Origin of the sequence: Corynebacterium sp. MSK006 (assembly GCF_030232385.1) — a bacterium.
Lineage (GTDB): Bacteria > Actinomycetota > Actinomycetes > Mycobacteriales > Mycobacteriaceae > Corynebacterium > Corynebacterium frankenforstense_A.
Genome location: NZ_JASPJZ010000018.1, coordinates 38595 through 61781 on the forward strand (window position 1 = coordinate 38595; position 23187 = coordinate 61781).

A 23187-nucleotide genomic window follows, 5' to 3' on the forward strand; every position below is an offset into this window, starting at 1 on the left:
TTTACCGTCCTCCCTGCAGATCGGTCATGTCCGGAACGCCCACCGGGTCCTCACCGAGGACCGCGGACTGGTAGGCGTCGACGTCCAGCAGCGCGCCGGTGGCGGTGCGCGTGGCGTCGATGAGCGGGCCGGCGAAGATGAACATGCCCACGGAGATGACCATGAGCACCACCGGCGGGGCGATCAGGCGGCCGCGCACGCGCAGATCCTCCGGGATGTCCTGCATCGGCCGACCCCAGAACACCTGGCGCCAGACGCGCAGCATGCTCAGCAGCGCGCCGAAGGAGGCCAGGATGACCGCGGCGATCGCGGCCCAGGCCCACCAGCTGCCGTCGCGGGCGATCTCGACGACGACGAAGACCTTGCCCCACAGGCCGGAGAACGGCGGGAAGCCGACCACCGAGTACGCGCCCGCGGCGAAGACCGCCGCGAGCAGCGGGTCGCGCCGCGCGATGCCGGAGACCTTGCGCAGCATGCCCGAGCCATAGGTCTCCTCGACCGCACCGGAGGAGAGCACCAGCGAACCGATGGTGACCATGTGGTGCAGCGCGTAGATCAGGCCGGCGGCCAGGGCGCGCTGCGGGTCATCGGTGGCGAAGGCCAGCATGACCAGGATGAACGGCATGCCGTTGACCATCTGGTAGGCCAGTACGCGCCGGATCGAGTTCTCGGCCAGGCCGGCGAAGCCGCCGATGAGCATGGAGACGATCATCACGACGACGATCAGGCCCTTCCAGCGGTCCTCGAGGTCGAAGACGACCACGAAGATGCGGTAGAGCATGTAGACGGCGACCTTGGTGTGCAGGCCGGAGAACAGCCCCATCACGGACGCCGAGCCACCCGGGTAGGTGCGCGGCAGCCAGGTGTGGACGGGGAAGACGCCGGCCTTGGTGGCGATCGCGAGGACCACCACGCCCATGGCCACCACCGCCGGGCCGTTGCCGGCCGCCACGCCGCGCAGCGCGGCGAGGTTGACGGAGCCGACGACGCCGTAGACGAAGCCGACGCCGATGACCAGCATCGTCGAGGCGGTCAGGTTGACCAGGACGAAGGTGCGCGCCGAGGCGATGCGCGACCACGTGCCCGTCATGGCGATCAGGCCGTAGGACGGCAGCAGCATCACCTCGATGAACACGAAGAAGTTGAACAGGTCCGCCGTGATCAGCGCGCCGTTGACGCCGGTGACCAGCATCAGGCTCAGCGCGGGGTAGTAGCGCGACCGGGTCTCACCGACGACGGTGGCGAACCAGTTGGCGCTGACGGCGACCAGCCCCGTGGCGATGATCATCACCGCGGAGAAGGCGTCGACGGCGAACGGGATCGCGATGCCGCCGGTGAACAGGCCCACGTTGTGGGCCAGCGGGCCGTTCGCCGCGGTGTGGGAGAACAGCGCGACGCCGGCGAGCACCCCGCAGGCGGGGACGACGATGTGCAGCAGGTCGCGGACCCACTTCCACGGCGCCATGACCGCCAGGGCGGAGGAGACGAGGGGCACCGCGACGAGCAGCGGCAGCAGGATGTCGGGTTGGTTCACCGGCGGGCCTCCTTCCAGATCGTGGTCTTGCGTTTGTCCGCCGCGAGCCGGGCGTGCTCGCCGCGGGCGTAGTCCTCGTCGGACTGCACGCCGCGGCCGAGCGTCGACAGGGGCGAGGGGTACGGGTCGGGGCCGCGCTCGTCGTCACCGGCGGCGACGCTGTCGCCGACCTCGGTGTCGTCGCTGCGGCCCAGGGAGGCCAGCGTGAGCATGATCGTCGCCGTGGCCATCGAGATGACGATGGCCGTCAGCACGAAGGCCTGCGGCAGCGGGTCCGCCGCGTCGGCGAGGTCCGCGCGGTCGGGGAAGGCTTCCCCGCGCCAGGCGCCCACACCGGCGGCGAGCAGCGTCAGGTTGCCCGCGTGCCCGATGAGCTGCATGCCCAGCACGAGACGCACCATGCCGCGCTGCTGGACCAGGTAGACCCCGCCGGCGACGAGGACGGCGATGGACAGTGCCATGAGCATCGGTCAGTCCTCCTTGTTCTTGTCGTTGACGGTCCCGGTGTGTGTGCCGCCGTGGGCGACGGCCCAGTCGCGCAGCTGCGCGCGGTCCGGTCCCGGGTCCTCCGGGTCAGGGTTCGGCTCGATCGGCTCGGGGAAGAACTCCTCGGGGGCGACGGCCGCGGTGACGGCACCGCGACCGGTGCCCTCCGCCTGCGTCGCGGCGTCGTCAAGCAACGCCTGCTCCCACGCGCGCGTCTCCGCGTCGCTCGGCGTGTGCGGCAGCGGGCCGTCGGAGCGCATGTAGTCGAGCTCCTCCTGGGTCAGCGCGCCCGGGCGCAGGTAGCCGCCCAGCGAGTTGATCGCGGAGGTCAGCATGCCCAGCACGGCCAGGTAGATGCCGCCGTCGAAGATCAGCGAGGTCGTCAGGTGCTCGCCGAGGATCTCGCCGTAGATCGGCTTGAGGAAGCCGCCCTCGGCGTAGCCGACGAAACCGGCCGTCAGCGCGGTGACGATGCCGATGCCCGTCAGCCAGAACGGGGTCGAGGGGCGGAAGACGATGGAGTCGCGGCCCTTGGCCATGTAGGCCATCATCACGGCGGCGCCGGCGATCAGCGCGGCGACGAAGCCGCCGCCCGGGTCGTTGTGGCCGCGCATGAAGACAAGCAAGGAGAGTACCGCCAGCACCGGGACCACCAGCTGGAAGCCCTTCTTCAGCGGCAGCGAGTTCAGCTGCGACTGACCGAAGGGCGCCGGGCGGGTGCCGCGGTCGAACGGCGAGGACGGCACCGAGGCGCAGACCGCGGCGATGACGATCGCGGCCATGCCCAGCACCGAGAGCTCGCCGAGGGTATCCAGTGCACGGAACTCGACGATGATCGCGGCGACGATGTTGTTGCCGCCGGTGATGTCCGGGGCGTTGTCCAGGTACCACTGGGCCAGCTCGGACTTGCTGTGGCGGCCCATCAGCGTGAACACGCCGAGGAAGGCGGTCAGGCCGGCGAGCAGCGCGATGACCGCGGCGCGGATCCGGCGGCGGCGCGGCACCTCGGGGAACAGCCGCGGCTGGTAGCGCACGACCATCATGATGATGACGGCGACCAGGGCCTCGACCAGGAACTGCGTCAGCGCGACGTCGGGGGCGCCCAGCAGCAGCATCTGCAGGGTCATGCCGACGCCGGCGGTGCTGATGAAGACCGCGCCGGCGATGCGGTTGCGGTTGGCCACCAGGCCGACCACCGAGAGCACGATGATCAGCATCGGGCCGAGGTCCAGCCAGTTGTCGATGTCCTCGGCGCGCGGGGCCATCGGCACACCGTCGACGCCGTCGGTGCCCAGCAGGGTGACGGCCATGATCGTGATCAGGGCGAGCATCGGCCAGACCAGGTGGCGGCCCGGCGAGAGCGAGTTGGCCATGGCGCCCATGCCGCGGCCGCAGGCCTGCAGGCCCTTCTGCAGGGCGGCGAGCAGTTCGTTGCCGGTGGCCGGCAGGACCTCGCGGTTCTCGATCCTCGGCCAGATGCGGCCGCGGACGACCACGCCGATGATACCGAGGACCAAGACGCTCAGCGAGATGATGAGCGGGGCGTTGACGCCGTGGAAGAGCGCCAGGTGGGTGGAGCTCTCCACGCCGATGGCGGCGGTCACGGCGTCGACCGGGCCGTCGAGCACACCGGCGGTGAAGCCGAGCGGGATGGCCATCAGGCCGGGCACGGCGGCCGGCAGCCAGAGGGCCACCGGGGCCTCCTCGACGTCGGAGAAGTCGCGGTCGTTCTCGGCGGGGTCGATAAACGCGCCGAAGACGAGCTTGGCCGAGTAGGTGAAGGTCAGCAGGGCGGCCACGCCGGCGACGATGAGCAGGATCCACTGGCCGGCCGAGCCGATCGGGGCCTCCTCGAAGGCGGTGAGCATGCCCTCCTTGGAGATGAAGCCGAACAGCGGCGGCACGGCGGCCATCGAGGCCGCGCCGACGACCACGCAGCCGAAGGTCCACGGCATCCGGTGCCACAGCACGCCCAGGCGGCGCGAGTCACGCGTGCCGGCCTGGTGGTCGACCACGCCGATGAGCATGAACAGCGAGGACTTGAACAGCGCGTGGGCCAGGGTGTGCACGACGGCGGCGGCCAGCGCGAAGCCGGTGCCCACGCCGATGGTGGTCACGATCCAGCCGAGGTGGCTGACCGTGGAGTAGGCCGTCAGGTGCTTCAGGTCCGTCTTCTGCACGGCGAAGAACGCCGAGACCAGGGCGGTGGTCATGCCCACGACAATGAGCAGCCAGTTCCACACGGCCACGTCGTGGAAGACGGTGGAGAAGCGCAGCAGCAGGTAGACACCGGCCTTGACCACGGCGGCCGCGTGCAGGAACGCGGAGACCGGCGTGGCGGCGGCCATGGCCTCCGGCAGCCAGAAGTGGAAGGGCAGCTGGGCGGCCTTGGTGAACGCGGAGACCGCGATGAGCACACCCAGCGTGCCGGTCAGGCCCGGGCGCTGCGCCCACACGTCCGAGGCGAGGATGCCGGACAGGCTCGTGGTGCCCGCGGCCGTGGCCGAGACGGCCAGGGCGGTCAGCAGGGTCAGCCCGCCGAAGAAGGTCAGGATCAGGGTGCGCATGGAGCCGGCCTCGCCGCCCGAGCCCGAGCGGGCGATGAGCATGAACGAGGCGATGGAGACCAGCTCCCAGCCGACGAAGAGCACGGTGACGTCGTCGGCGAGCACCAGCAGGACCACGGCCAGCGTGAACGCGGTCATCAGGGTGTAGAAACTGGTGTTGCCCTGGCGACGCGGCAGGTAGGCGGCGGAGTACATGAACACCACCGCGCCGATGACCAGCGCCAGCAGGGCGAAGAAGGCGCCGAGGGCGTCCGCGCGCAGCGAGAACCCGGCGTCGAGTCCGCTGCCGAGGAAGTCCGGCACCCAGGTGTAGTGGGCGGTGAGCGCCTCACCGTCGAGGATGGCCGGCAGCTCCCGGCCGAGGACGAACGCCCCCGCCAGTAAAAGGAGCGCGAGCGGCCAGCCCGCATATCTGTCCATGGCACGCACCAGCGGCGGTGAGGCTGCCACCGCCACCGCGACCAGGGCGACTACGACGACCAGCGTCATGCGTTACCCCAAGTTTCCAGCCTCCCGCCCAGCGCTTTCACAGGCGGGCGTCATGGAGGCATGATCGACATTTGAACCGTCTTCACGTTATCAGGGCACAACTACCTCTTCCCAGTTGACGGTGTGGCGCCAGCTATGGCGCGAGCTGCGCGGATACGGTCAGGACATGACCACTCTGCGCAGCCGCATACTTGCACTGCTGGCACTCGTGCCGCTCCTCATCGGTGCCGTCATCGTCCTCCTGGGCATGACGGTGGACCGCTCCTGGTCCGCCGCGGGCGAGGAGTCGCCCGCGGGCGCCCCCGTCGCCGCCGCCCCCGGTGGCGCCGACGCCGCGCAGATCGCCCAGGCGCAGAAGGCCGCCGCCAACGCCTCCGCCCAGGCCGGGATGCTCTCCACCGGCACCGGTCAGCTCGCCGAGGGCACCGGCAAGCTGCGCGAAGGCGCCGGTGAGCTCGGCGGCGGCGTGCGCGAGGCCCAGGACGGCGCCAGCCAGCTCGCCGAGGGCATGCGTCAGCTGCAGGCCGCCACGGGCCAGCTCGGCGGCGGCGCCACGGAGCTCGCCGACGGCGTCGGCGGCGCGGTCGATCAGGTCGTGGGCCTGGGCGCGGTACAGGGCCAGCTGCTCGAGGCCGTGGACAACCTGGACCGCGAGCTGGCCGCCTCGAGCGACCCGCGCGCCGGGGAGCTGCGCGGCCAGCTCGGCGACTTCCGCCGCCAGGTGGAGAACGTCGACTTCGGCGGCGAGATCACCTCGCAGCTGACCCGCCTCAAGGACGGCTCGCGCCAGCTGGCCAACCAGCTGGCCGTGCCCGGCTACGGCTACCACGACGGCATCTACCAGGCCACCGAGGGCGCCAAGCAGCTCGACCAGGGCCTCGGCCGGCTCGGCGGCGGCGTGGACGAGGCGGTCAACGGCGTCAACCAGCTCGACGACGGCGCCAAGCGCGTCGACGGCATGGCCGCCACCAACAAGGACCGGGTCAACGACGTGCGCCGCGCGCTGCCGGCCACCCAGGCCGCCGCCTCCGCGCAGGGGGCCGAGGCCACCGGGGAGGAGGCTGCGACGGGCTCCTCGCTCGCCCCGGTCTACGCGCTGCTCATCGGCGCGCTCGCCGCGCTCGGCGGCCTGGCCGCGGGGCTGATGTACCTGGCCCGCGGCCGCGAGGCCTGGCTGGTCGGCGCCGGCGCGGTGCTCTCGGCCACCGCGCTGTTCTGGGTGCTCTCGGGCGCGGGCGTGGTCGCGGTGCTCGCCGCGGCGGGCATCCTGGCGCTGCTCACGGCGGCCTCGGCGGCCGTCGCGCTGGTCGGCGTCGTCGCGCTCGGCCGTACCGTGGCCGCCCCGTTGCTCGTGGTCGCCGCGGTGGTCCAGGTCGGCCTGGTCGGCTGGGTCTGGAAGACCGCCGCCAGCTCGGACCCGACGATCGTCTGGCAGGCCGTCTCGGGGCTGACCCCGTTGCACTGGGGCACCGGCGCGCTGACCGCGGCGGGCAACGGCGCGGACGCCACCGTGGCCTGGACGGGCGCGGCGATCCTTGCGGCCGTGCTGGTGCTGGCCTGGCTGGCGATCGGCTCCGCGCACCGCGAGCCGGCCTACGTCGGCGGCGCCGGCGTGCACGCCTCGCGCGAGGGTGGGCGCTACTACCGCAAGTCCGCCGACGCCTCCGAGGGTGAGTTCGACGGGGAGATTGACGACGCCGCGCGTGACGACGTCGCCGCCGACCGCGCCGCGGGCGCGGACGACTACGACGAGGACGAGCTCGCCGAGGAGTACGAGGAGATCGAGGGCGACCCCGTCGACGACGAGGTCACCTACATCGGCGACGGCTACATCGACGCCGACGACGCCGACAACGCGGACGACACCGACGACGCCGCGGCGGAGGAGGCCGAGGCGAAGCGCAATCGCAAGCGGCGGTCCCACCGGCGCTGGTTCCGGCGCTGAGCGTCAGGGGCGGGGCTCACCCGCCCATGGCGTGCGCGCCGGGCGGGCCGGACCGGCCCGCCCCGGTCAGGCGCCCGGTGAATCGCCCCGGGCATGACTGAGGCCCCGGTCGCCGCGGATCATCTCCGCTGCGGCCAGGGCCTCTCGCATGGTCGGGATAACAGGATTTGAACCTGCGACCTCCTCGTCCCGAACGAGGCGCGCTACCAAGCTGCGCCATATCCCGTGGTGCGCGGATTACTGTAGTGCACCCCGCCCGGAAATCAAAAACGGCAGCTCAGCCGCGTCGCTCCGTGATCTTCAGCAGCGTGGCCGACGGCCGGCAGAAGATCCGCACCGGCGCGTACTTCGAGGTGCCCAGCCCGTTGGAGACGTGCAGCGGCATCCCGTCGAACTCGGAGAGCCCGGAGACCCGCTTCGGGTCGATGCCCGAGTTGGTCACGATCGCGCGCCCGCCCGGCAGGCAGATCTGCCCGCCGTGGGTGTGCCCGGCCAGTGCCAGCTGGTAGCCGTCCGCGGCGAAGCGGGAGAGCACCCGCGGCTCCGGGGCGTGCAGCAGCGCGAGCGCCAGATCCGAGTCCGCGTTCGGGGCGCCGGCGATCTCCTCGTAGTCGTCGAGGTCGTGGTGCGGGTCGTCCACTCCGGCCGCGGCGATGCGCACGGGGCCGACCTTGAACTCGTGGCGGGCCTGGTTGGCGTCGCGCCAGCCGTGCTCGAGGAAGGCGGCGCGCATGTCGCGCCACGGCAGGTCGATGTAGCTCGGCTCGCGCTTGGCGCCGGTCAGGTACTTCGCGGGGTTGACCGGCTTCGGCGCCCAGTAGTCGTTGGTGCCGAAGACGAACAGGCCCGGCCGGGCCAGCAGCGGGCCCAGAGCGCGCAGGACGTCGGGCACCGCGCGCTCGTCGGAGAGGTTGTCGCCGGTGTTGACCACCAGGTGCGGGTCGAGCTCGTCGAGCGCGTTCAGGAACGCCGTCTTGGCCTCCTGGCCGGGGATCATGTGCAGGTCGGAGACGTGCAGCAGGCGGAACTCTCCGGTGCCGCGCAGCACCCCGGGCTCGAGGATGGGCAGTTCGTGCGTGTGCAGCTCGAAGCGTTCGAGCTCGCTGTACCCCCAGGCCAGCGCGCCCGCGCCGGCGGCCGCCGCGGCTCCGGCCAGCGGCAGGACGGACTTGAGTACGTGCTTCACATTTCCCTTCACCGGTCTCACCCTACCGACAGCGGGGTAGCGTGATGTCCATGAGTGAACTGAAGAACCAGATGCGGTCCGACCTCAAGGAATCCATGAAGGCCAAGGACGAGCCGCGCACCGGCGCCCTGCGCATGCTGCTGGCCGCCCTCCAGGAGGAGGAGACCAAGGGCAGCAAGCACGAGCTGACCGACGCCGACGTGCTGGCCGTCGTCGCCCGCGAGATCAAGAAGCGCCGCGAGTCCGCCGAGGTCTACGCCGACGCCGGCCGCCAGGAGCTGGCCGACTCCGAGCTGGCCGAGGCCAAGGTCTTCGAGGCTTACCAGCCCACCCAGCTCGACGACACCGAGCTGGGTGAGTTTGTCGACGCCGCGGTGGCCGCCGTCGCCGAGGAGACCGGCGAGGCGCCCACGATGAAGCAGATGGGCCAGGTCATGAAGAAGGCCAAGGCCGACGCCGCCGGCCGCGCCGACGGCAAGCGCCTCTCCGACGCCGTCAAGGCCCGCCTGCAGGGCTAGCCGACCGCGTCAGTCGGCCGGCGGCGGGGCGCTCCGCCCGCCGCGAGCGGCATAGACCAGGGCCCGGGCACCCCGTGTGGGGTACCCGGGCCTTTGGCGTGGGGGAGCGGCGGATCAGATTCCGAAGGCGCCGCGCAGGTCGTTGGTGAAGGTGTCGATGTCCTCCTGGCGCACGCCCGGGATGATCTCGTCACCGCCGGCGGGCTGGCCGCCCTCCGGGGCCGCCGGGGAGGACGGGGCGGCGCTCTGCCCGCCCGAGGGTGCGGAGGGCGCCGGCGCCGGGGCCTGTGACTGGCCGAGCGGGCCGGAGCCGCGGCGGTAGCGGTCGCTCGCGCCGCCGCCCAGGTTGCCCGAGGCGGCCGCCGGCACACGGTTGGCCATCGAGAACCACGTCTCGGCGGGCTCGTCGCCGCCGTACATGTTGCCGCCGCCGCACTGCTGGGCCGGGTGCGAGCACAGCGGGGTCGTCGTGGTGCCGTCGTTGTAGATGTAGGGCGCGGCGGCCAGGCCGGTGTTGAAGCCGATGAAGGCCGCGGACTGGTGCGACTCGGTGGTGCCCGTCTTCGAGGCCACCGGGGCGCGCCACCCGGCCGCCGAGGCGGCGTCGGAGGCGGTGCCGGACTTCGGGTCCTCGGACATACCCTCCATCAGGGCGTTGGCCGTGGCCTGGTTGAGCACGTCCTCGCACTCGGGGCGCTCGATGTAGACCTCGTTGCCGTCCTTGTCGATCAGCGCGTCGATCGGGTTGGGCTCGCACCAGCGCCCGCCGGCGGCGATCGAGGCGCCCGCGTTCGAGAGCTCCAGGGCGTTGACCGCTGTCGGGCCGAGGGTGAACGAGCCCAGGTTGGCCTTCTTCATGTAGTCGGCGATCGAGTTCTCCTCGTCCCAGCTGCCCGGGGTGGCGTAGCTGCGCAGGCCGAGCTTGACGGCCAGGTCGACCACCGGGGCCACCCCGACGCGTTCGATGAGCTTCACGAAGGTGGTGTTCGGGGACTGCGCCAGCGCGTCCTTGAGCGTCATGGCGGACTTGTAGGTGCCCGCGTTCTCCACGCAGTAGGTGTTCGGCGGGCAGCTGGCGGCGCCGCCGGAGCCCATGCCGGTGGCCTCGTAGCGGGTCGGCACCGGCAGCACGGTGTCCAGGCCCATGCCCTTGTCCAGGGCGACGGCCGCGGTGAAGATCTTGAACACGGAACCGGCGCCGTTGCCCACCATCGTTGTGGGCTGCGGCAGCATCGTCTCGCCGGCGTCGAGGTCGAGGCCGTAGTCGCGCGAGGAGGTCATCGCCCGGATCGGGCGGGAGTCGCGGCCCGGCTCGACGACGTTGAGCACCTCGGCGACGCCGGGCTGCTTCGGGTTGACGTGCGAGGCCACCGCGTCGTGCGCGGCGTCCTGGATCTGCGGGTCCAGCGTGGTGCGCACCGTGTAGCTGCCGTGGGTGAGCATCTCGTGCGAGATGCCCTTGGACTCCAGGTAGGTCAGCGCGTAGTCGCACATGAAGCCGCGGTCCCCGGCGCTGATGCAGCCGTTGGGCAGCCCGATCGGCTCCTCGACGACGCCGAGCGGCTCGGCCTTGAAGGCCTCGGCCGCGGCCGGGTCGAGCGCGCCGTAGTCCACCATCGAGTCGAGTACCGTGTTGCGGCGCTCGATGACGGCCTCGCCGTTGGTGTAGGGGTCCAGCCAGGAGGAGGACTGCACGATGCCGGCGAGCATCGCGGCCTGCGGGACGTTGAGCTCCGCGGCCGAGGAGTTGAAGTAGGTGCGCGCGGCCGCCTCGACGCCGTAGGCGCCGTTGCCGAAGGAGACCAGGTTGAGGTAGCGGGTGAGCACCTCGTCCTTGCTGAGCACTTTGTCCAGGTCCGAGGCCATGCGCATCTCACGCAGCTTGCGGGGGATGGAGGTCTCGGTCGCCGCGGCGCGCTCCTCGTCGGTGTCGGCGTCGACGAGCAGCAGGTGGTTCTTGACGTACTGCTGGTTGAGCGTCGAGGCGCCCTGGGCGACCCCGCCGGAGACGAGGTTGGCGGCCATGGCGCGGACGGTGCCCTGCAGGTCGACACCCTCGTGCTCGTAGAAGCGGCGGTCCTCGATCGAGACGATGGCGTCCTTCATCGGCTGGGCGATGCGGTCGCCGGGCACCTGGTAGCGGCGCTGGTCGTAGATCCAGGCGATCGGGTTGCCCTCGACGTCGGTGACCGTGGTGACCCCGGGGGCGGAGCCGTCGGTCAGGTCGGCGAGGTTGGATTCCATGGTCTCGCTCGTCCGGGCCGCGGCAAGGCCCGCGACCCCCGCGGCCGGCGAGAGCGCGACGGCCGCGAGCACGGCCGCGAGCAGTGCTCCGCCGAGGAGGGTGAGCAGGGAACGTGAGGTAGACACGGGACCAACATTACGGGGTGCGGCGGGGAAAGAAGTAGGCGCGGTCTCCCCCATTTATGTGACCTAGTCGACAAACGGCGATTCGCGTGAGTACACTTACACAAACGTTAGCGACTCCGCTTCAAAGAGGAGGGACTATGACCACCGCAACACCGACCCGGACCGAGCGCGCACTCGGCGTGGACGAGTTCCTGGGCATCGAGAGCGGGAAGACGCCTGCCGAGGCCGTGCAGGACCGTGGCACCTGGGTCACGAGCGCCAAGTGCCGGGGCATCGACCCCGAGACCCTGTTCGTGCGGGGAGCTGAGCAGCGCAAGGCCGCGACCTTCTGCCGTGGCTGCCCCGTCCAGCAGATGTGCCTGGCCGACGCGCTGGACAACGGCGTGGAGTTCGGCGTGTGGGGCGGGCTGACCGAGCGTCAGCGCCGCGCCCTGCTGCGCAAGAACCCGCAGATCGACGACTGGGCCGACTACCTCGCCCACGGCGGGGAGCTCATCGGCATCTGAGCCGCCGGCCATCCGGGCCCGGCCGGGAGTCCCGCCGGGTATCCCGGCCGGGAGGCCCGGCGATCAGGCCAGCCAGTCGTTCGGGCTGAACAGCTCGAAGTGCACCGCCACCGGCGCGGCCTCGCCGGGAAGCTCCGCCAGGTCCGCCCGCAGCGACTGCAGGAAACCGGTGCCGCCGCACAGGTAGACGTCCGCGCCGCCGGGCACCTCCTCTGCGACGTCGATGCGCTCGCCGGCGTCCCGGTAGAACGTGCGCAGCTCGCCGTGGCCGAGCTGCTCGAGGGCGGCGCGGGTCTGGCCCAGCTGCGCGTGGGTCTCGCGCGAGGAGTCCGCGTGCAGGACGAGCACCTGGCGCTTGGAGCCCGTGCGCGCCAGGTGGTTGAGGATGCCGACCATCGGGGTGGAGCCGATGCCGGAGGAGATGAGCACTACCGGCGCCTCGGTCGACTCGTCCAGGGTCAGGTCGCCGGCGGCCAGCGTGGCCTGCACGGTGTCGCCGACGGCGACGTGGTCCTGAAGATACTGCGAGACCTCGCCGTCGCGCTCGACGGCGATCCGGTAGCGCCCCGCGTCGCCGTCGATGATGGAGTACTGCCGCAACTGGCGCGCGTCGTCGTCAAGCACCACACCCACCGACGTGTACTGTCCCGGCAACGGCGAGCTGAGCTCGCCGGAGAGCTCGAAGGCGGAGACGGTCTCGCTCAGCTTCTCGATCCCGGTGACCGTGACCTCACGGAAGACCTCGCCGGGGGCGACGCCGTCGGAGGAGTAGAGGGCGGATTCGTGGTCGATGAGCACACGCGCCATCATCCAGTAGACCTCGTCCCAGGCCTCCTCGACCTCGGCGGTGAAGGTGTCGGCGCCGAGGACCTCGCGGATCGCGTCGAAGAGGTGCCTGCGCACGATCGGGTACTGGTCCTCGACGATTCCGACGGAGACGTGCTTGTGCGCGATGCGCGAGAGCATCGTGACCGGGTCCGGAGCCTCCGGGTCGACGAGCATCGTGGCGAAGGTGGCCACGGAGGCCGCCAGCGCCTTCTGCTGCGCACCGGAGTGCTGGTTGCCACGGTTGAAGGTGTCGCGCAGCAGCTCGGGGTGCGCGGAGAACATGCGGTGGTAGAAGGTCTCGGCGATGGTGCCGATGTTCTCGCCGACGGCCGGCAGCGTGGCGGAGACGGTCTTCTCGTGCTCCGGGGTCAGGCGGGCGCGGGTGATCGGTTGATCGGAGACGTGCATGGTGGTTCCTCGGGTCGGGTGCAGGGGAGTGGGCGGGAAACCCGTCTCCATTGATACGCCTGTAGCCGTGGTTAATGTCGGGCGGGGGTAGGTCCGCGCGACCTGTGCAGCTCAGAGGGGTTACGGCGGCGGATACGGCGAAGGTGAGGCCGGGGTAAGTACAGTGGTCGCCATGACCACTTGGGAATACGCCACCGTGCCGCTTCTGACCCACGCGACCAAGCAGATCCTCGACACCTGGGGCGAGGACGGCTGGGAGCTCGTCACCGTCATGCCCGGGCCGAACCCGGAGAACGTCGTCGCCTACCTGAAGCGCCCGAAGGAGGACGCATGAGCACCGTCTCCGAGCGCCTGAAGGAACTCGGCATCGAGCTGCCGGCCGTCGCCGCCCCCGTGGCCGCCTACGTGCCCGCGCTGCGCGTCGGCGACCATGTCTGGACCTCCGGCCAGCTGCCCTTCGTCGACGGCAAGCTGCCCGCCACCGGCCAGGTCGGCGCCGAGGTCGACGCCGAGCAGGCCGCCGACCTCGCGCGCACCGCGGTGCTCAATGCACTCGCCGCCGTCGACTCGGTCGTCGGCGTCGACCATGTCACCCGCGTGCTCAAGATCGTCGGCTTCGTCTCCTCGGCCGCCGACTTCCACGGCCAGGCCGGCGTGGTCAACGGCGCCTCCGAGGTCATCGGTGAGATCTTCGGTGAGGCGGGCGCCCACGCCCGCAGCGCCGTCGGCGTCGCCGAGCTACCGCTGGACTCCCCGGTCGAGATCGAGCTCATCGTAGAGGTCGACTGATAATTCCAGGTCCGCCTGAATTTCCAGGCCCGCCCGGGCGCGCTAAGCTGGGGGCCATGCAGCATCCTGCCTACAGTCAGCTGCGGCCGGTGACCGACTCCGCCGCCGTCGTCCTGTGCACCAACCCCAGCTACGCCGCGCTGGAGGGCACCAACTCGTGGATCGTGCGCCGTGAAGGTGACGAGCGCGCGATCGTCGTCGACCCGGGCCCCGAGGATGAAGGCCACCTCAATGTCCTGCACGCCAAGGCAGGCGAGGTGGCCCTCATTCTTCTCACGCACCGCCACCCGGACCACGCCGACGGCGCGCACCGCTTCCGGCAGCTGACCGGGGCGCCCGTGCGCGCCTTCGACGCCCGCTACTGCCACGGCGCCGACCCACTGACCGACGGCGAGACCGTCTCCGTCGACGGGGTCACCCCGCAGCTCGAGGTCGTGCACACCCCCGGCCACACCGCCGACTGCGCCTGCTTCTTCGTCTGGTCCGGCAAGCCCGGCGAGTCCACGCTCGAGGGCGTCATCACCGGCGACACCATCGCCGGGCGCCACACCACCATGATCTCCGAGACTGACGGCGACCTCGGCGACTATATGCAGACGCTGGAGATGCTGGAGTGCCGCGGCAAGGACGTCGCCCTGCTGCCCGGCCACGGCCCGGACAACCCGGACCTCTCGCAGTTCGCCCGCAAGTACATCGACCGCCGCAACTACCGCCTCGACCAGATCCGGAAGATCTGGAAGGAGCGCGGCCGCGACCTCGAGATCGACGAGCTGGTCAACCTCATGTACGACGACGTCGACCCCGTGCTGCGCGGCGCCGCCGAGCAGTCCACCCGCGTCGCCCTGCGCTACCTGAACGACCACCCCGAGCAGGTCTAGGCCGCGTGGCGGTGCCGCGCACCGCCACCGGCACGCCGGAAGGCGCCGCTGGCGACGCCGCGCGGTGACCGACGCGACGTCGGCAATCGAAAAGAGCGGGCCCGGAACGAATCCAGGGCCCGCTCTCCTTGTGTCCGTGCCTAGCGCGCGCGGCGGGCGAGGTGCTCGGTGTCGACGATGAGCACCGACTTGCCCTCGAGGCGGATCCAGCCGCGGTGGGCGAAGGTGGCCAGCGCCTTGTTCACGGTCTCACGCGAGGCGCCGACGAGCTGGGCGATCTCCTCCTGGGTCAGGTCGTGGTTGACGCGCAGGGCGCCACCCTCCTGGGTGCCGAAGCGGTTGGCCAGCTGCAGCAGCGTCTTGGCCACGCGGCCGGGCACGTCGGTGAAGATGAGGTCGGCCAGCGAGGCGTTGGTGCGGCGCAGGCGGCGGGCCAGCACGCGCAGCAGCTGCTGGGCGATCTCCGGGTGCTCGGAGACCCAGCGGTTCAGCATCGCCGAGTCCATGGTGGCGGCGCGGACCTCGGTCACGCAGACGGCCGAGGAGGTGCGCGGGCCCGGATCGAAGATGGACAGCTCGCCGAACATGTCGGACGGGCCCATGATCGTCAGCAGGTTCTCGCGGCCGTCGGAGGCGTGGCGGGCCAGCTTCACCTTGCCGGCGGTGATGATGTACAGGCGGTCGCCGGGCTCGCCCTCGTCGAAGATCGTGGTGCCGCGGGGGAACCGGACCGTCTCCATGTCCTTGATCAGGTTGTTGACGGCGGTAGCGTCAACGCCCTGGAAAATACCCGCGCGGGACAGGATCTCCTGAACGCCTTCCACAATGAACTCCTCAATACTTATCTGTTTCTCAACGCAACCGTTTCCGGCACTGCCGTGTGGCGGGGTTCCTCCCGCGCTTCGTGTCAGTCGGGCGTGAGCGGAAGTAGGTTGCAGGGGCAGGTGCACGTCCGGGTACACCCTACCGTCAGGTCGGTCACACCGCCAGATTTTTCATCGGCCGGTCACATGCAACTGAATGAATCTCTCGGCGGTCCGGGCATTCGGTTCTGACCGTGCAGTCCAGGGTCTCTCCGGTCAGGCCGACGCCTCTGGCGAGCCCGCGGTGGCGGACCCGGAACTGAAGGCGGCGCGCTCGAGCTGTTCCAGTCCGAGTGCGAACACCCCCAGCAGACACGGTGCGACAAATGCGGTGACGATGGACATGTCTCCCAATACTACAGAAGAGTGTCACGCGATACCAAGAAAACGGGCACCCGAATTTGGCGGAACATTGTTCAGTTCTAGACCAAAAAGCATGGTCAGCGCCGATTGACTCCATTGGTCAGACCTGTGGGGATACAACATTTATGTCCGGTTATGCCCGATTCTGCGGTGATCAGACCTCCCGTGGCTGCCCACGTGTGCCCGGTAGGATGGCGCCCGTGTCCACCACCGCCCGCTCTGGCTCCCTGACCCCGCGCAAGCGCCGGCGCCCGGGCGCGCACCCGACCGCCCGCGGACGCGAGACCGACCTCGGCCGCACCCGCAGGGCCCGCCGCATCAACCGCACGCTCGCCGCCGTCTACCCCGACGCGCACGCCGAGCTCGACTTCCGCGACGCCTTCGAGCTGCTCGTGGCCACGGTGATGTCCGCCCAGACCACCGACGTGCGCGTCAACTCCGTGACTCCGGCGCTCTTCGCGCGCTACCCGGACGCGGCCGCGCTGGCAGCCGCCGACACCGCCGAGGTCGCCGAGATCATCCGGCCCACCGGCTTCTACCGTGCCAAGGCCCGCAACCTCGTGGGTCTTTCCCGGGCGCTCGTCGCCGAGCACGGCGGCGAGGTGCCCCGCGACCTCGACGCGCTGGTGAAACTCCCCGGCGTCGGCCGCAAGACCGCCCACGTCGTCCGCGGCAACGCCTTCGGGCTGCCCGGCCTGACCATCGACACCCACTTCGGGCGCCTGGCCCGCCGCATGGGGCTGACCGGACAGGAGGACCCGGTCAAGGTCGAGCGCGAGATCGCCGGGCTGATAGAGAAGAGCGAGTGGACGATGTTCTCCCACCGCATGATCTTCCACGGCCGGCGTGTGTGCCACTCCCGCCGCGCGGCCTGCGGGGCGTGCCCGATCGCCTACGACTGCCCCTCCTTCGGCAAGGCCGGCCCCGTCGACCCCGAGGCCGCCGCCGAGCTGGTCAGCGGCGACAACCGGGGGCACATCCTCGCCATGGCCGGAATCAACGACGAAGAGGAGACCACACGGTGAAACGACACCTTCTCGCCTACGTCATCGTCATCGTCGCCAGCGTCGCCCTGATCGCCGCGCTGGTCCCGCGCATGCAGTCCGCCGGCGACGGCGGTGTAGGAGGGGCAGGCGGTGGCGGCGACACGACCGGCGCGGACGGCCAGGCCGACCCGACCGGCTCGGGTGACTCCGCGGGCGCCGGCGCGCAGGCCGACGTGCCGGCGCGCCCGGACTGCCCTGGCTCCACGGTCGCAGGCGTCGACCTCGACTGCCTGGGCGGCGCCGGGTCCGACGGCGAGGTCTCCCAGGGCACCCCGACCGTGGTCAACGTGTGGGCCTGGTGGTGCGCGCCGTGCCGCGAGGAGCTGCCCGTCATCGCCGAGTACGCCGCCGCGCACCCGGACCACCGGGTCGTCGGCGTCCACGCTGACCCCGACGGCGCGCGCGGGGCGGCCCTGCTCGAGGAGCTCGGTGTGGACCTGCCCAGCTTCCAGGACGACTCGGGCGCCTTCCAGGGCGGCCTCTCGCTGCCGGCCGTGGTGCCCGTGACCCTGCTTGTCCAGGACGGACAGGTGACAAAGGCCCTGACCAAGCCGTACACCTCGCTGGCCGAACTCGAGGCCGACCTGGAGGGCTGATGGATTACCGCGACCCCGCGACCGACCCCGTCGGTGCCACGCACCGCCCCGGCCCCGCCGCCGACCGGCCGGGCCACAACGTCACCCTGCGCCCGGAGACCGCCCCGGACTGGATGCACCGCCTGGTGGCCGGCCTCGACGGCGAGGGCGGCAGCCGCGAGGTGCGCCGCCTGCGCGAGCGCCTCACTGGGCGCACCGGCCGCACCAACGACGGTGACCCGGCGCGCCCGGCGGGGCGCGCGGGACGTCATCAAGCGGAGGCCGCACGCGACACCCGCGGGGCGGCGGTGCTCGTGGCCGTCTCCGGAGAGACGGCCGCCGACGCGTCGGTGCTGCTGACACATCGCTCGCCGCACATGCGCTCGCACGCCGGGCAGATCGCCTTCCCCGGCGGGCGCATCGACCCGGGCGACATCAGCCCCGTCGACGCCGCACTGCGCGAGGCGTGGGAGGAGACCGGCCTGGACCGCACGGCCGTCAGCCCCCTCGCCGAGCTCGGCGCGGTGCCCGTGCGGCGCACCGGCCGGCCCGTCCACCCCGTGCTGGCCTGGTGGCACACCCCGGCCGAGGTCGGGGTGGCCAGCTCGGACGAGACCGACCACGTCTTCAACGCCCCGGTCGCCGAGCTCGTCGATCCCGAGCGCCGCTTCACCGTGGCCTGGGGGCCGTGGCGGGGCCCGGCCTTCGCCGTTGAGGGCTACGTGGTCTGGGGCTTCACCGCCGCGGTGCTCGACGGCATGCTGCGCACCGCCGGCTGGGAGCGCCCGTGGTCGCAGCGCCCGGCCCGCCCCCTGCGCGAGGCGCTGGCCGAGTCGCGCAACGGCGAGGTGCTGCGCTGACCGGCGCGCCGTCCCGTCCGCACCGGGGCGCGCCGTCCGGTCCGCGCCCGGGCACGCGCCGCAGCGCGCCGCGCGGGGGAGGGGCGCAAAAGGGGAGGGCGCCCCCGCGGGGGCGTTAAGAGTAAGGTGACGGCAGTTAATCCGCACCCGACGCACGGACGAGGAAGTACAACCACGTGACAGCCGGACTCATCGTCGACGGTGTCGTCGTCATCGCCGCGCTCGCCGCGTTCATCACCGGCTGGCGCCAGGGCGCGACCACCTCGGTCCTGTCCACCCTCGGTGTCGTCTCCGGGCTCGTGGTCAGCGCCGGGCTGATCCCCGTCGCACTGCGCCTGACCGACTCGGTCGGCCTGCGCCTGCTGCTGGCCGCGGCGATCCTCATCCTGCTCGTGGCCGTCGGCAACGTCGCCGGCGCCGTGGTCGGCGGCCAGCTGCGCCGCTCGTTCAAGATGCGCTCCTCGCTGCGCATCGACTCCTGCATCGGCGCGTTCTTCCAGGCGGTGACCCTGCTCATCGTCGCCTGGCTGGTCTCCCTGCCGCTGGCCGCGGGCCTCGGCGGAAAGGTGGCCACCGGCGTTCACAACTCGAAGGTGCTCTCCGGGGTGGACCGCGCGACGCCGCAGTCCTGGAACCAGCTGCCCAACAAGATCGCGGCGATGCTCAACGACTCGGGCCTGCCGCCGCTCTCGCCCTTCGAGCCCGTCGACTCGCCCGAGGTCGAGGCCCCGCGCATCGAGGTGGAGAACACCGAGCTGGTGGAGAAGCTGCGCCCGAGCGTCATCCACGTCCTCGGCGACGCGGACAGCTGCCGGCGCCGCCTGCTCGGCTCCGGCTTCGTCGTCGGCCCCGACCACGTGATGACCAACGCCCACGTCGTCGCCGGTACCGAGACGGTGCGCCTGGACACGGTGCTCGGCCTGCGCGACGCCGAGGTCGTCTACTACAACCCCGAGGTCGACATCGCCGTGCTCTACGCGCCCGACCTGGGACTGGAGCCGCTGCAGTGGGCCGAGGATCCGGCGATGACCGGCCAGGACGCGATCGTGATGGGCTTCCCGGCCTCCGGCCCCTTCGAGGCCGCGCCGGCGCGCATCCGCAGCAAGCTGACCATCGCCGGGCCGGACATTTACGCCACCGGGCGTGTCGAGCGCGAGGCCTACACCGTGCGCGGCACCATCCGCGAGGGCAACTCCGGCGGGCCGATGACCGACGCCGAGGGCCGGGTGCTCGGCGTGGTCTTCGGCGCCAGCCTCGACGAGTCCGACACCGGCTACGCGCTGACCGCCGCCGAGGTGCACGCGCGCGTCGGCGACGTCTCCGAGCTGACCGCGCCGGTGGGCACCGGCGAGTGCGTCGCGCACTGAGTCACGGGAGATTGACGACGCCCGCGCCGTGCGGCGTGGGCGTTTCCGTTGCGGCGGTCAGTCCAGCTCGTTGAGCCAGGCGGCCACGGCCGCGGCGAAGGCCTCGGGGGCCTCCACGTGTGGCAGGCGTGCGGTGCCGGGCAGCTCGCGCACGCTCATCCGGGCGGTGCAGCGCTTGCGGGCGCGCCGGGCCAGGTGCGTGAAGGTCGGCCGGTCCGGCTGCAGGGCGAGCACGGGCACCGTGACCGGGTTGCCCAGCCACTTCGGGGGCACCACGGTCGTGGTCAGGCGCGCGTAGCGCGCCGCGCCCGGAAGCGCCGACGCGATGTGCATCGCGCGCACACGCAGGTCCAGTACGGCGTCGTAGAGCGCGGTGCCGTGGAACTGCGGGGCGGTCCAGCGGTCCAGGATGCGCCGCTGCAGCCAGGCGGCGGTGCGCTCCGGCAGGCGGTGGACGCCCGGCAGGCGGCCGAAGCCCGCGCGCAGGTGGGCCGGCAGGAAGCGCACCGGGCGGGCGGCCATCGCGCGGCGCATGTCGACCGGGTGGGCGGCGGCCACGGAGACCAGCGCGCGGACCTGACCGGGGTGTGCCGTGGCCGCGCACCAGGCCACCGCGCCGCCGGAGTCGGCGCCGACGAGGACGGCGTCATCGTGGCCGAGCACCCGGATGAGCGCGGTGACGTCGCCGACGGCGGTCAGCACGTCCAGTCCGGCGCCGGCCGGGGGCTTGTCCGACATGCCGTAGCCGCGCGCGTCGAGGGCGACGACGTGGAAGCCGGCGGCGGCCAGGGGTGCCAGCACGTCGCGGTAGTCGAACCAGCCGCCGAAGGCGTCGTGCAGCAGGATGACCAGCGGGTCCTTCGCGTCGCCGGCGGCGGCGACGTGCAGGCGCACCCCGCGCAGGTGGACGAAGCGGTGGGTGAAGGGCCCGGCCAGCTCGACGGTGGAGGGCGAGAGGCCCCCACCGGCGCCGGCGCTCGCGGCGCTCGGCCGGGCGGGCACGGAAGAACCCCCGTCACCTGCGGCGTCGCGTGCTGCGGCCATGGTGCGGGGGCTCCGGTGCTTCTTTTTGTGCGGGTCGGCTAGCTGTAGAGGCCGCGGTTGGCGCCCTCGAGCTTGTCCTGGGCCTTGCCCGGGACGAGGTTCTTCAGCTCACCGACGGAGTCGATGGTGCGCTTCGGCGCGCCCATCTTCTTGACCTTGCGCCAGCCGAAGAGCGCCAGGACGGCGGCGGTGGCCAGCATGATCAGGAAGACGATGAGGAAGCCGGCCCACCAGGGCAGCCAGACGGAGATCAGCGCGGCGAGGAAGAAGAAAAAGAAGAAGGAGCTGTAGAGGGCGATCACGCCGGCCACCGAGAACAGGCCGCCGCCGATCGCGCCCTTCTTGGCCTCGGCGGCCAGCTCGGTCTTGGCCAGCTCCAGCTCGGAGCGGAACAGCGAGGACATCTGCGCGGTCGCGTTGCTGACCAGGGTGCCCACCGACTGCTGGCCGTTCGAGGCGTCGACGTCGCTCAGCGGAATGCTGTCGGCGCGCGGGGCGAAGTTGTCCGCGCCTTCGGTGAAGAGTCCGTCCTGCTTGCTCACGATTGGGTTCCTCCCGTTGGGGGTCTTTGTTCTCGGCCGGGGCCGGTGCCGCAGCTGATTCTAACGTTGTCGATGGTGCCACGGGTGGGGCGTCCGCGCGCCGTTGTCCCGCATCACTTTACGACCATGGTAGCCGTCACGTGGCCCGGGCCGCGGGGGAAGGGCCCGGCCGGGCGGGTCGCGGGCCCCGGTCCGCCGGGGCGGAGAGCCCCTCAGGAACCCGAGTCGCGCCCGCGCAGCAGCCACCAGCCGCCCACCGCGGCGGCGGCCACGGCGGCGACCACCCCGGTGCCGATGCCGACCTCGCGGGCGGTCGGGGCGGTGAACAGCGGCTCGGGGTCCTTGAAGGCGCGGATCTCCCAGCCCTCGGCAAGCGCGTGCTTCTTCAGCGCCCGGTCGGGGTTGACGGCCACGGGCTTGCCCACGGCCTGAAGCATCGGCAGGTCGGTCACCGAGTCGGAGTAGGCGTAGCTGGCCGAGAGGTCGTAGTTGCGCCGGCGGGCCAGCTCGGCGAGCGCCTCGCCCTTGGCCTCGCCCTTGTTGTAGGAGAGGATCTCGCCGGTGTAGCACCCGTCGCGGACCTCGAGCTCGGTGGCCACCACGTCGGTGACCCCGAGCTCGGCGGCGATCGGGCGGACCAGGTCGGCCGCGGAGGCGGAGACGATGACCACGTCGTGGCCGGCCAGCTGGTGGAAGCGGATGAGCTCGCGGGCCTCGGCGTAGATGGTGGGCACGAGCACCGAGTGCAGCGTCTCCTCGGTGATCTGGCGGACCTCCTCGACGGACCAGCCGGCGATCAGCGAGGTCAGCTGGTCGCGCGTGGAGTCCATCTGCTCGGCGGACATTCCGGAGATCATGAAGTTCGTCTTGGCGAGTGTCATCTGCAGGGCCTCGACCGGGGAGATCAGGCCCTTGTGCATGAACTCGCGGCCGAAGGCGAAGGTCGACGACGTGGCGATGACGGTCTTGTCCAGGTCGAAGAACGCGGCCACCCGGCCGGCGCGACGGAGTGCCCCGCCCGCGTTCCTCTGCGTCGACGTCATGGGGGACAGTCTAGCCAGATTCCCCCGCCCGACCACGAAACGCCTGTGGCGTGTGGGGAAGTTGTGGTTTCTGGGGCGTCTTCCCGGCGGGCGGTCAGGTGCGGCGGGGCGGGGGTGGAGCCGGGATGGGGTGGGGTCCACGGTGCCGGGGAGGGTGCGGCCGCGTGACCGGGCGGGGCGACTGTGTGACCCCGAAGATAATTTCGAAGAAATTCGTTCCACGTCTTGCCTCGCCCACCCCCGCTGTGCCATAATCATTTCTGCAAGGCCCCGATATACCGTGCGGCCTGCCCCGGCCATCCCCCCGAGGCCGGGTTACCGACGGCCCGCGCACACCCCCCCGAGGCGCGGGCCGTCCTTTATGTCCGCACCCGGGTGCCCGGGCGTGCAGGTCAGGCGGGGATCTCCGCCCGTCGCGGCGCCGTAGCGCATCCGCGCCCGAGGCGGCCGCGTTCTCCACAGATTTTCGGTGACATGTGCGCTAACTGCGGGGGTGTTCCACAGGCCGGCGTGCGGGCCTTTCCCCGGCGGGCGCGGACCGCGAGTATCAGGGCCATGAACACCGCACCGCCGGGCCGCGAGCGCTTCATCCTCGTCGCCGTCGCCGAGCCGGCCGCCCACCCGGAGGCCGTCCACGTCGCCGCCGCCTCGGGCCGCCCGCTGCTCGACCTGACCGTCGACGTCGAGGACGAGTCCGAGCGCGCCGCCGAGCTGGCCCGCCACCTGCCGCGCGCGGCCGCGGTGATCCTCGACGCCGCCGCGGCCGCCGACCTCGACGCCGTGACGGCCCGCCCGGGCGTCTTCGCCGTGGCCGCCGACCCCGGACCGGCCCCCGAGGTCGAGGTTGGCGGAGCCCTGGTGCCCGGCTTCGTCGTCCCCGCCCAGTCGCCCGAGCTGCTCGCCGCCCTCGGCGCCGCCCTGCGCGGGGCCGCCGGCGCACCCGGTGAGACCACCGGCGCCGACCCCGCGCGCGCCCGCCC

At 71.7% G+C, this 23187-nt stretch carries 21 protein-coding genes, 1 tRNA gene and 1 pseudogene; 11 read left to right on the top strand and 12 right to left on the bottom strand.

Going from position 1 to position 23187, the window contains the following annotated elements:
* Position 1: 1 nt before the first annotated feature.
* From QQA02_RS09755 to QQA02_RS09765, 3 genes are read right to left on the bottom strand one after another with little or no spacing between them, the layout of a single operon-like run.
* The gene (locus QQA02_RS09755) at positions 2-1534 is read right to left on the bottom strand and encodes a monovalent cation/H+ antiporter subunit D family protein (protein WP_284774792.1); all 1533 of its coding nucleotides are present in this window, start codon (positions 1532-1534) and stop codon (positions 2-4) included.
* Entirely contained in the window at positions 1531-2001 is a 471-nt protein-coding gene (locus QQA02_RS09760) for a cation:proton antiporter subunit C (protein ID WP_284774794.1), read from the bottom strand. Before QQA02_RS09760 ends, QQA02_RS09755 begins: the two co-directional genes overlap by 4 nt.
* A gap of 3 nt (positions 2002-2004) precedes the next feature.
* The gene (locus QQA02_RS09765; RefSeq protein ID WP_284774796.1) at positions 2005-5076 is read right to left on the bottom strand and encodes a DUF4040 family protein; all 3072 of its coding nucleotides are present in this window, start codon (positions 5074-5076) and stop codon (positions 2005-2007) included.
* Between the two features lie 166 nt (positions 5077-5242).
* Here QQA02_RS09765 and QQA02_RS09770 point away from each other — a divergent pair, with 166 nt between their 5' ends.
* Positions 5243-7021: a hypothetical protein gene (locus tag QQA02_RS09770; protein ID WP_284774798.1), complete on the top strand. Its 1779-nt coding sequence runs from the start codon at positions 5243-5245 to the stop codon at positions 7019-7021.
* A gap of 149 nt (positions 7022-7170) precedes the next feature.
* Here the strand turns inward: QQA02_RS09770 and QQA02_RS09775 are convergent.
* Together QQA02_RS09775 and QQA02_RS09780 are read right to left on the bottom strand one after the other, a co-directional pair.
* A tRNA-Pro gene (locus tag QQA02_RS09775) sits at positions 7171-7247 on the bottom strand.
* A gap of 51 nt (positions 7248-7298) precedes the next feature.
* Entirely contained in the window at positions 7299-8219 is a 921-nt protein-coding gene (locus tag QQA02_RS09780) for a metallophosphoesterase (protein ID WP_423777771.1), read from the bottom strand.
* Between the two features lie 38 nt (positions 8220-8257).
* On the opposite strand from QQA02_RS09780, the gene QQA02_RS09785 reads away from it, so the two are divergent.
* Positions 8258-8725: a GatB/YqeY domain-containing protein gene (locus tag QQA02_RS09785; protein WP_284774800.1), complete on the top strand. Its 468-nt coding sequence runs from the start codon at positions 8258-8260 to the stop codon at positions 8723-8725.
* A 114-nt stretch (positions 8726-8839) separates the two neighbouring features.
* Here the strand turns inward: QQA02_RS09785 and QQA02_RS09790 are convergent, their stop codons facing one another.
* Positions 8840-11095, bottom strand: coding sequence for a transglycosylase domain-containing protein (locus tag QQA02_RS09790; RefSeq protein WP_284774801.1), 2256 nt, complete (start codon positions 11093-11095; stop codon positions 8840-8842).
* A 137-nt stretch (positions 11096-11232) separates the two neighbouring features.
* Between QQA02_RS09790 and QQA02_RS09795 the strand changes: the two genes are divergently transcribed.
* Complete coding sequence (locus QQA02_RS09795; protein WP_284774803.1) at positions 11233-11601, top strand: WhiB family transcriptional regulator; 369 nt, start codon at positions 11233-11235, stop codon at positions 11599-11601.
* 63 nt (positions 11602-11664) lie between these two features.
* Here the strand turns inward: QQA02_RS09795 and QQA02_RS09800 are convergent, their stop codons facing one another.
* Positions 11665-12837 carry a globin domain-containing protein gene (locus QQA02_RS09800; RefSeq protein WP_284774804.1) on the bottom strand — a complete coding sequence of 391 codons (1173 nt, stop codon included), beginning with the start codon at positions 12835-12837 and terminating at the stop codon, positions 11665-11667.
* A gap of 172 nt (positions 12838-13009) precedes the next feature.
* Here QQA02_RS09800 and sp36 point away from each other — a divergent pair, with 172 nt between their 5' ends.
* The 3 genes from sp36 to QQA02_RS09815 are packed head-to-tail and all read left to right on the top strand — an operon-like array spanning position 13010 to position 14504.
* A complete protein-coding gene (sp36, locus tag QQA02_RS09805; RefSeq protein ID WP_169842156.1) occupies positions 13010-13171 on the top strand; it encodes a Sp36 family protein in 162 nt (53 codons plus the stop codon).
* Positions 13168-13626 (top strand): RidA family protein, encoded by a 459-nt coding sequence (locus QQA02_RS09810; RefSeq protein ID WP_284774805.1) that lies wholly within the window; start codon positions 13168-13170, stop codon positions 13624-13626. The genes sp36 and QQA02_RS09810 overlap by 4 nt, the downstream gene beginning before the upstream one ends.
* A 56-nt stretch (positions 13627-13682) precedes the next feature.
* Positions 13683-14504, top strand: coding sequence for an MBL fold metallo-hydrolase (locus QQA02_RS09815; protein ID WP_284774808.1), 822 nt, complete (start codon positions 13683-13685; stop codon positions 14502-14504).
* A gap of 140 nt (positions 14505-14644) precedes the next feature.
* On the opposite strand, the gene glxR is transcribed toward QQA02_RS09815, so the two are convergent.
* Both glxR and QQA02_RS09825 read right to left on the bottom strand, forming a co-directional pair.
* Positions 14645-15328 carry a CRP-like cAMP-activated global transcriptional regulator GlxR gene (glxR, locus tag QQA02_RS09820; protein WP_284774810.1) on the bottom strand — a complete coding sequence of 228 codons (684 nt, stop codon included), beginning with the start codon at positions 15326-15328 and terminating at the stop codon, positions 14645-14647.
* A 255-nt stretch (positions 15329-15583) separates the two neighbouring features.
* Positions 15584-15712, bottom strand: a complete 129-nt coding sequence (locus QQA02_RS09825; protein ID WP_284774812.1) for a hypothetical protein — start codon at positions 15710-15712, stop codon at positions 15584-15586.
* 209 nt (positions 15713-15921) lie between these two features.
* Here QQA02_RS09825 and nth point away from each other — a divergent pair, with 209 nt between their 5' ends.
* The 4 genes from nth (at position 15922) to QQA02_RS09845 (ending at position 19578) form a co-directional block, all read left to right on the top strand.
* Entirely contained in the window at positions 15922-16755 is an 834-nt protein-coding gene (gene nth / locus QQA02_RS09830) for an endonuclease III (protein WP_284774813.1), read from the top strand.
* Complete coding sequence (locus tag QQA02_RS09835) at positions 16752-17372, top strand: TlpA family protein disulfide reductase (protein WP_284774814.1); 621 nt, start codon at positions 16752-16754, stop codon at positions 17370-17372. The genes nth and QQA02_RS09835 overlap by 4 nt, the downstream gene beginning before the upstream one ends.
* Complete coding sequence (locus QQA02_RS09840) at positions 17372-18211, top strand: NUDIX hydrolase (RefSeq protein WP_423777772.1); 840 nt, start codon at positions 17372-17374, stop codon at positions 18209-18211. The genes QQA02_RS09835 and QQA02_RS09840 overlap by 1 nt, the downstream gene beginning before the upstream one ends.
* A gap of 176 nt (positions 18212-18387) precedes the next feature.
* Complete coding sequence (locus QQA02_RS09845; RefSeq protein ID WP_284774816.1) at positions 18388-19578, top strand: MarP family serine protease; 1191 nt, start codon at positions 18388-18390, stop codon at positions 19576-19578.
* Between the two features lie 57 nt (positions 19579-19635).
* Here the strand turns inward: QQA02_RS09845 and QQA02_RS09850 are convergent, their stop codons facing one another.
* The 3 genes from QQA02_RS09850 to QQA02_RS09860 all read right to left on the bottom strand — a co-directional run bounded on the left by QQA02_RS09850 (position 19636) and on the right by QQA02_RS09860 (position 22207).
* Positions 19636-20622, bottom strand: coding sequence for an alpha/beta fold hydrolase (locus QQA02_RS09850; RefSeq protein WP_284774818.1), 987 nt, complete (start codon positions 20620-20622; stop codon positions 19636-19638).
* 38 nt (positions 20623-20660) lie between these two features.
* On the bottom strand, positions 20661-21164 hold the full coding sequence (locus QQA02_RS09855) for a phage holin family protein (protein WP_284774821.1): 504 nt from the start codon (positions 21162-21164) through the stop codon (positions 20661-20663).
* Between the two features lie 212 nt (positions 21165-21376).
* On the bottom strand, positions 21377-22207 hold the full coding sequence (locus QQA02_RS09860; RefSeq protein WP_336620417.1) for an HAD family hydrolase: 831 nt from the start codon (positions 22205-22207) through the stop codon (positions 21377-21379).
* 555 nt (positions 22208-22762) lie between these two features.
* Here QQA02_RS09860 and QQA02_RS09865 point away from each other — a divergent pair.
* Positions 22763-23187: pseudogene (locus tag QQA02_RS09865) on the top strand (hypothetical protein); the annotation flags it as partial.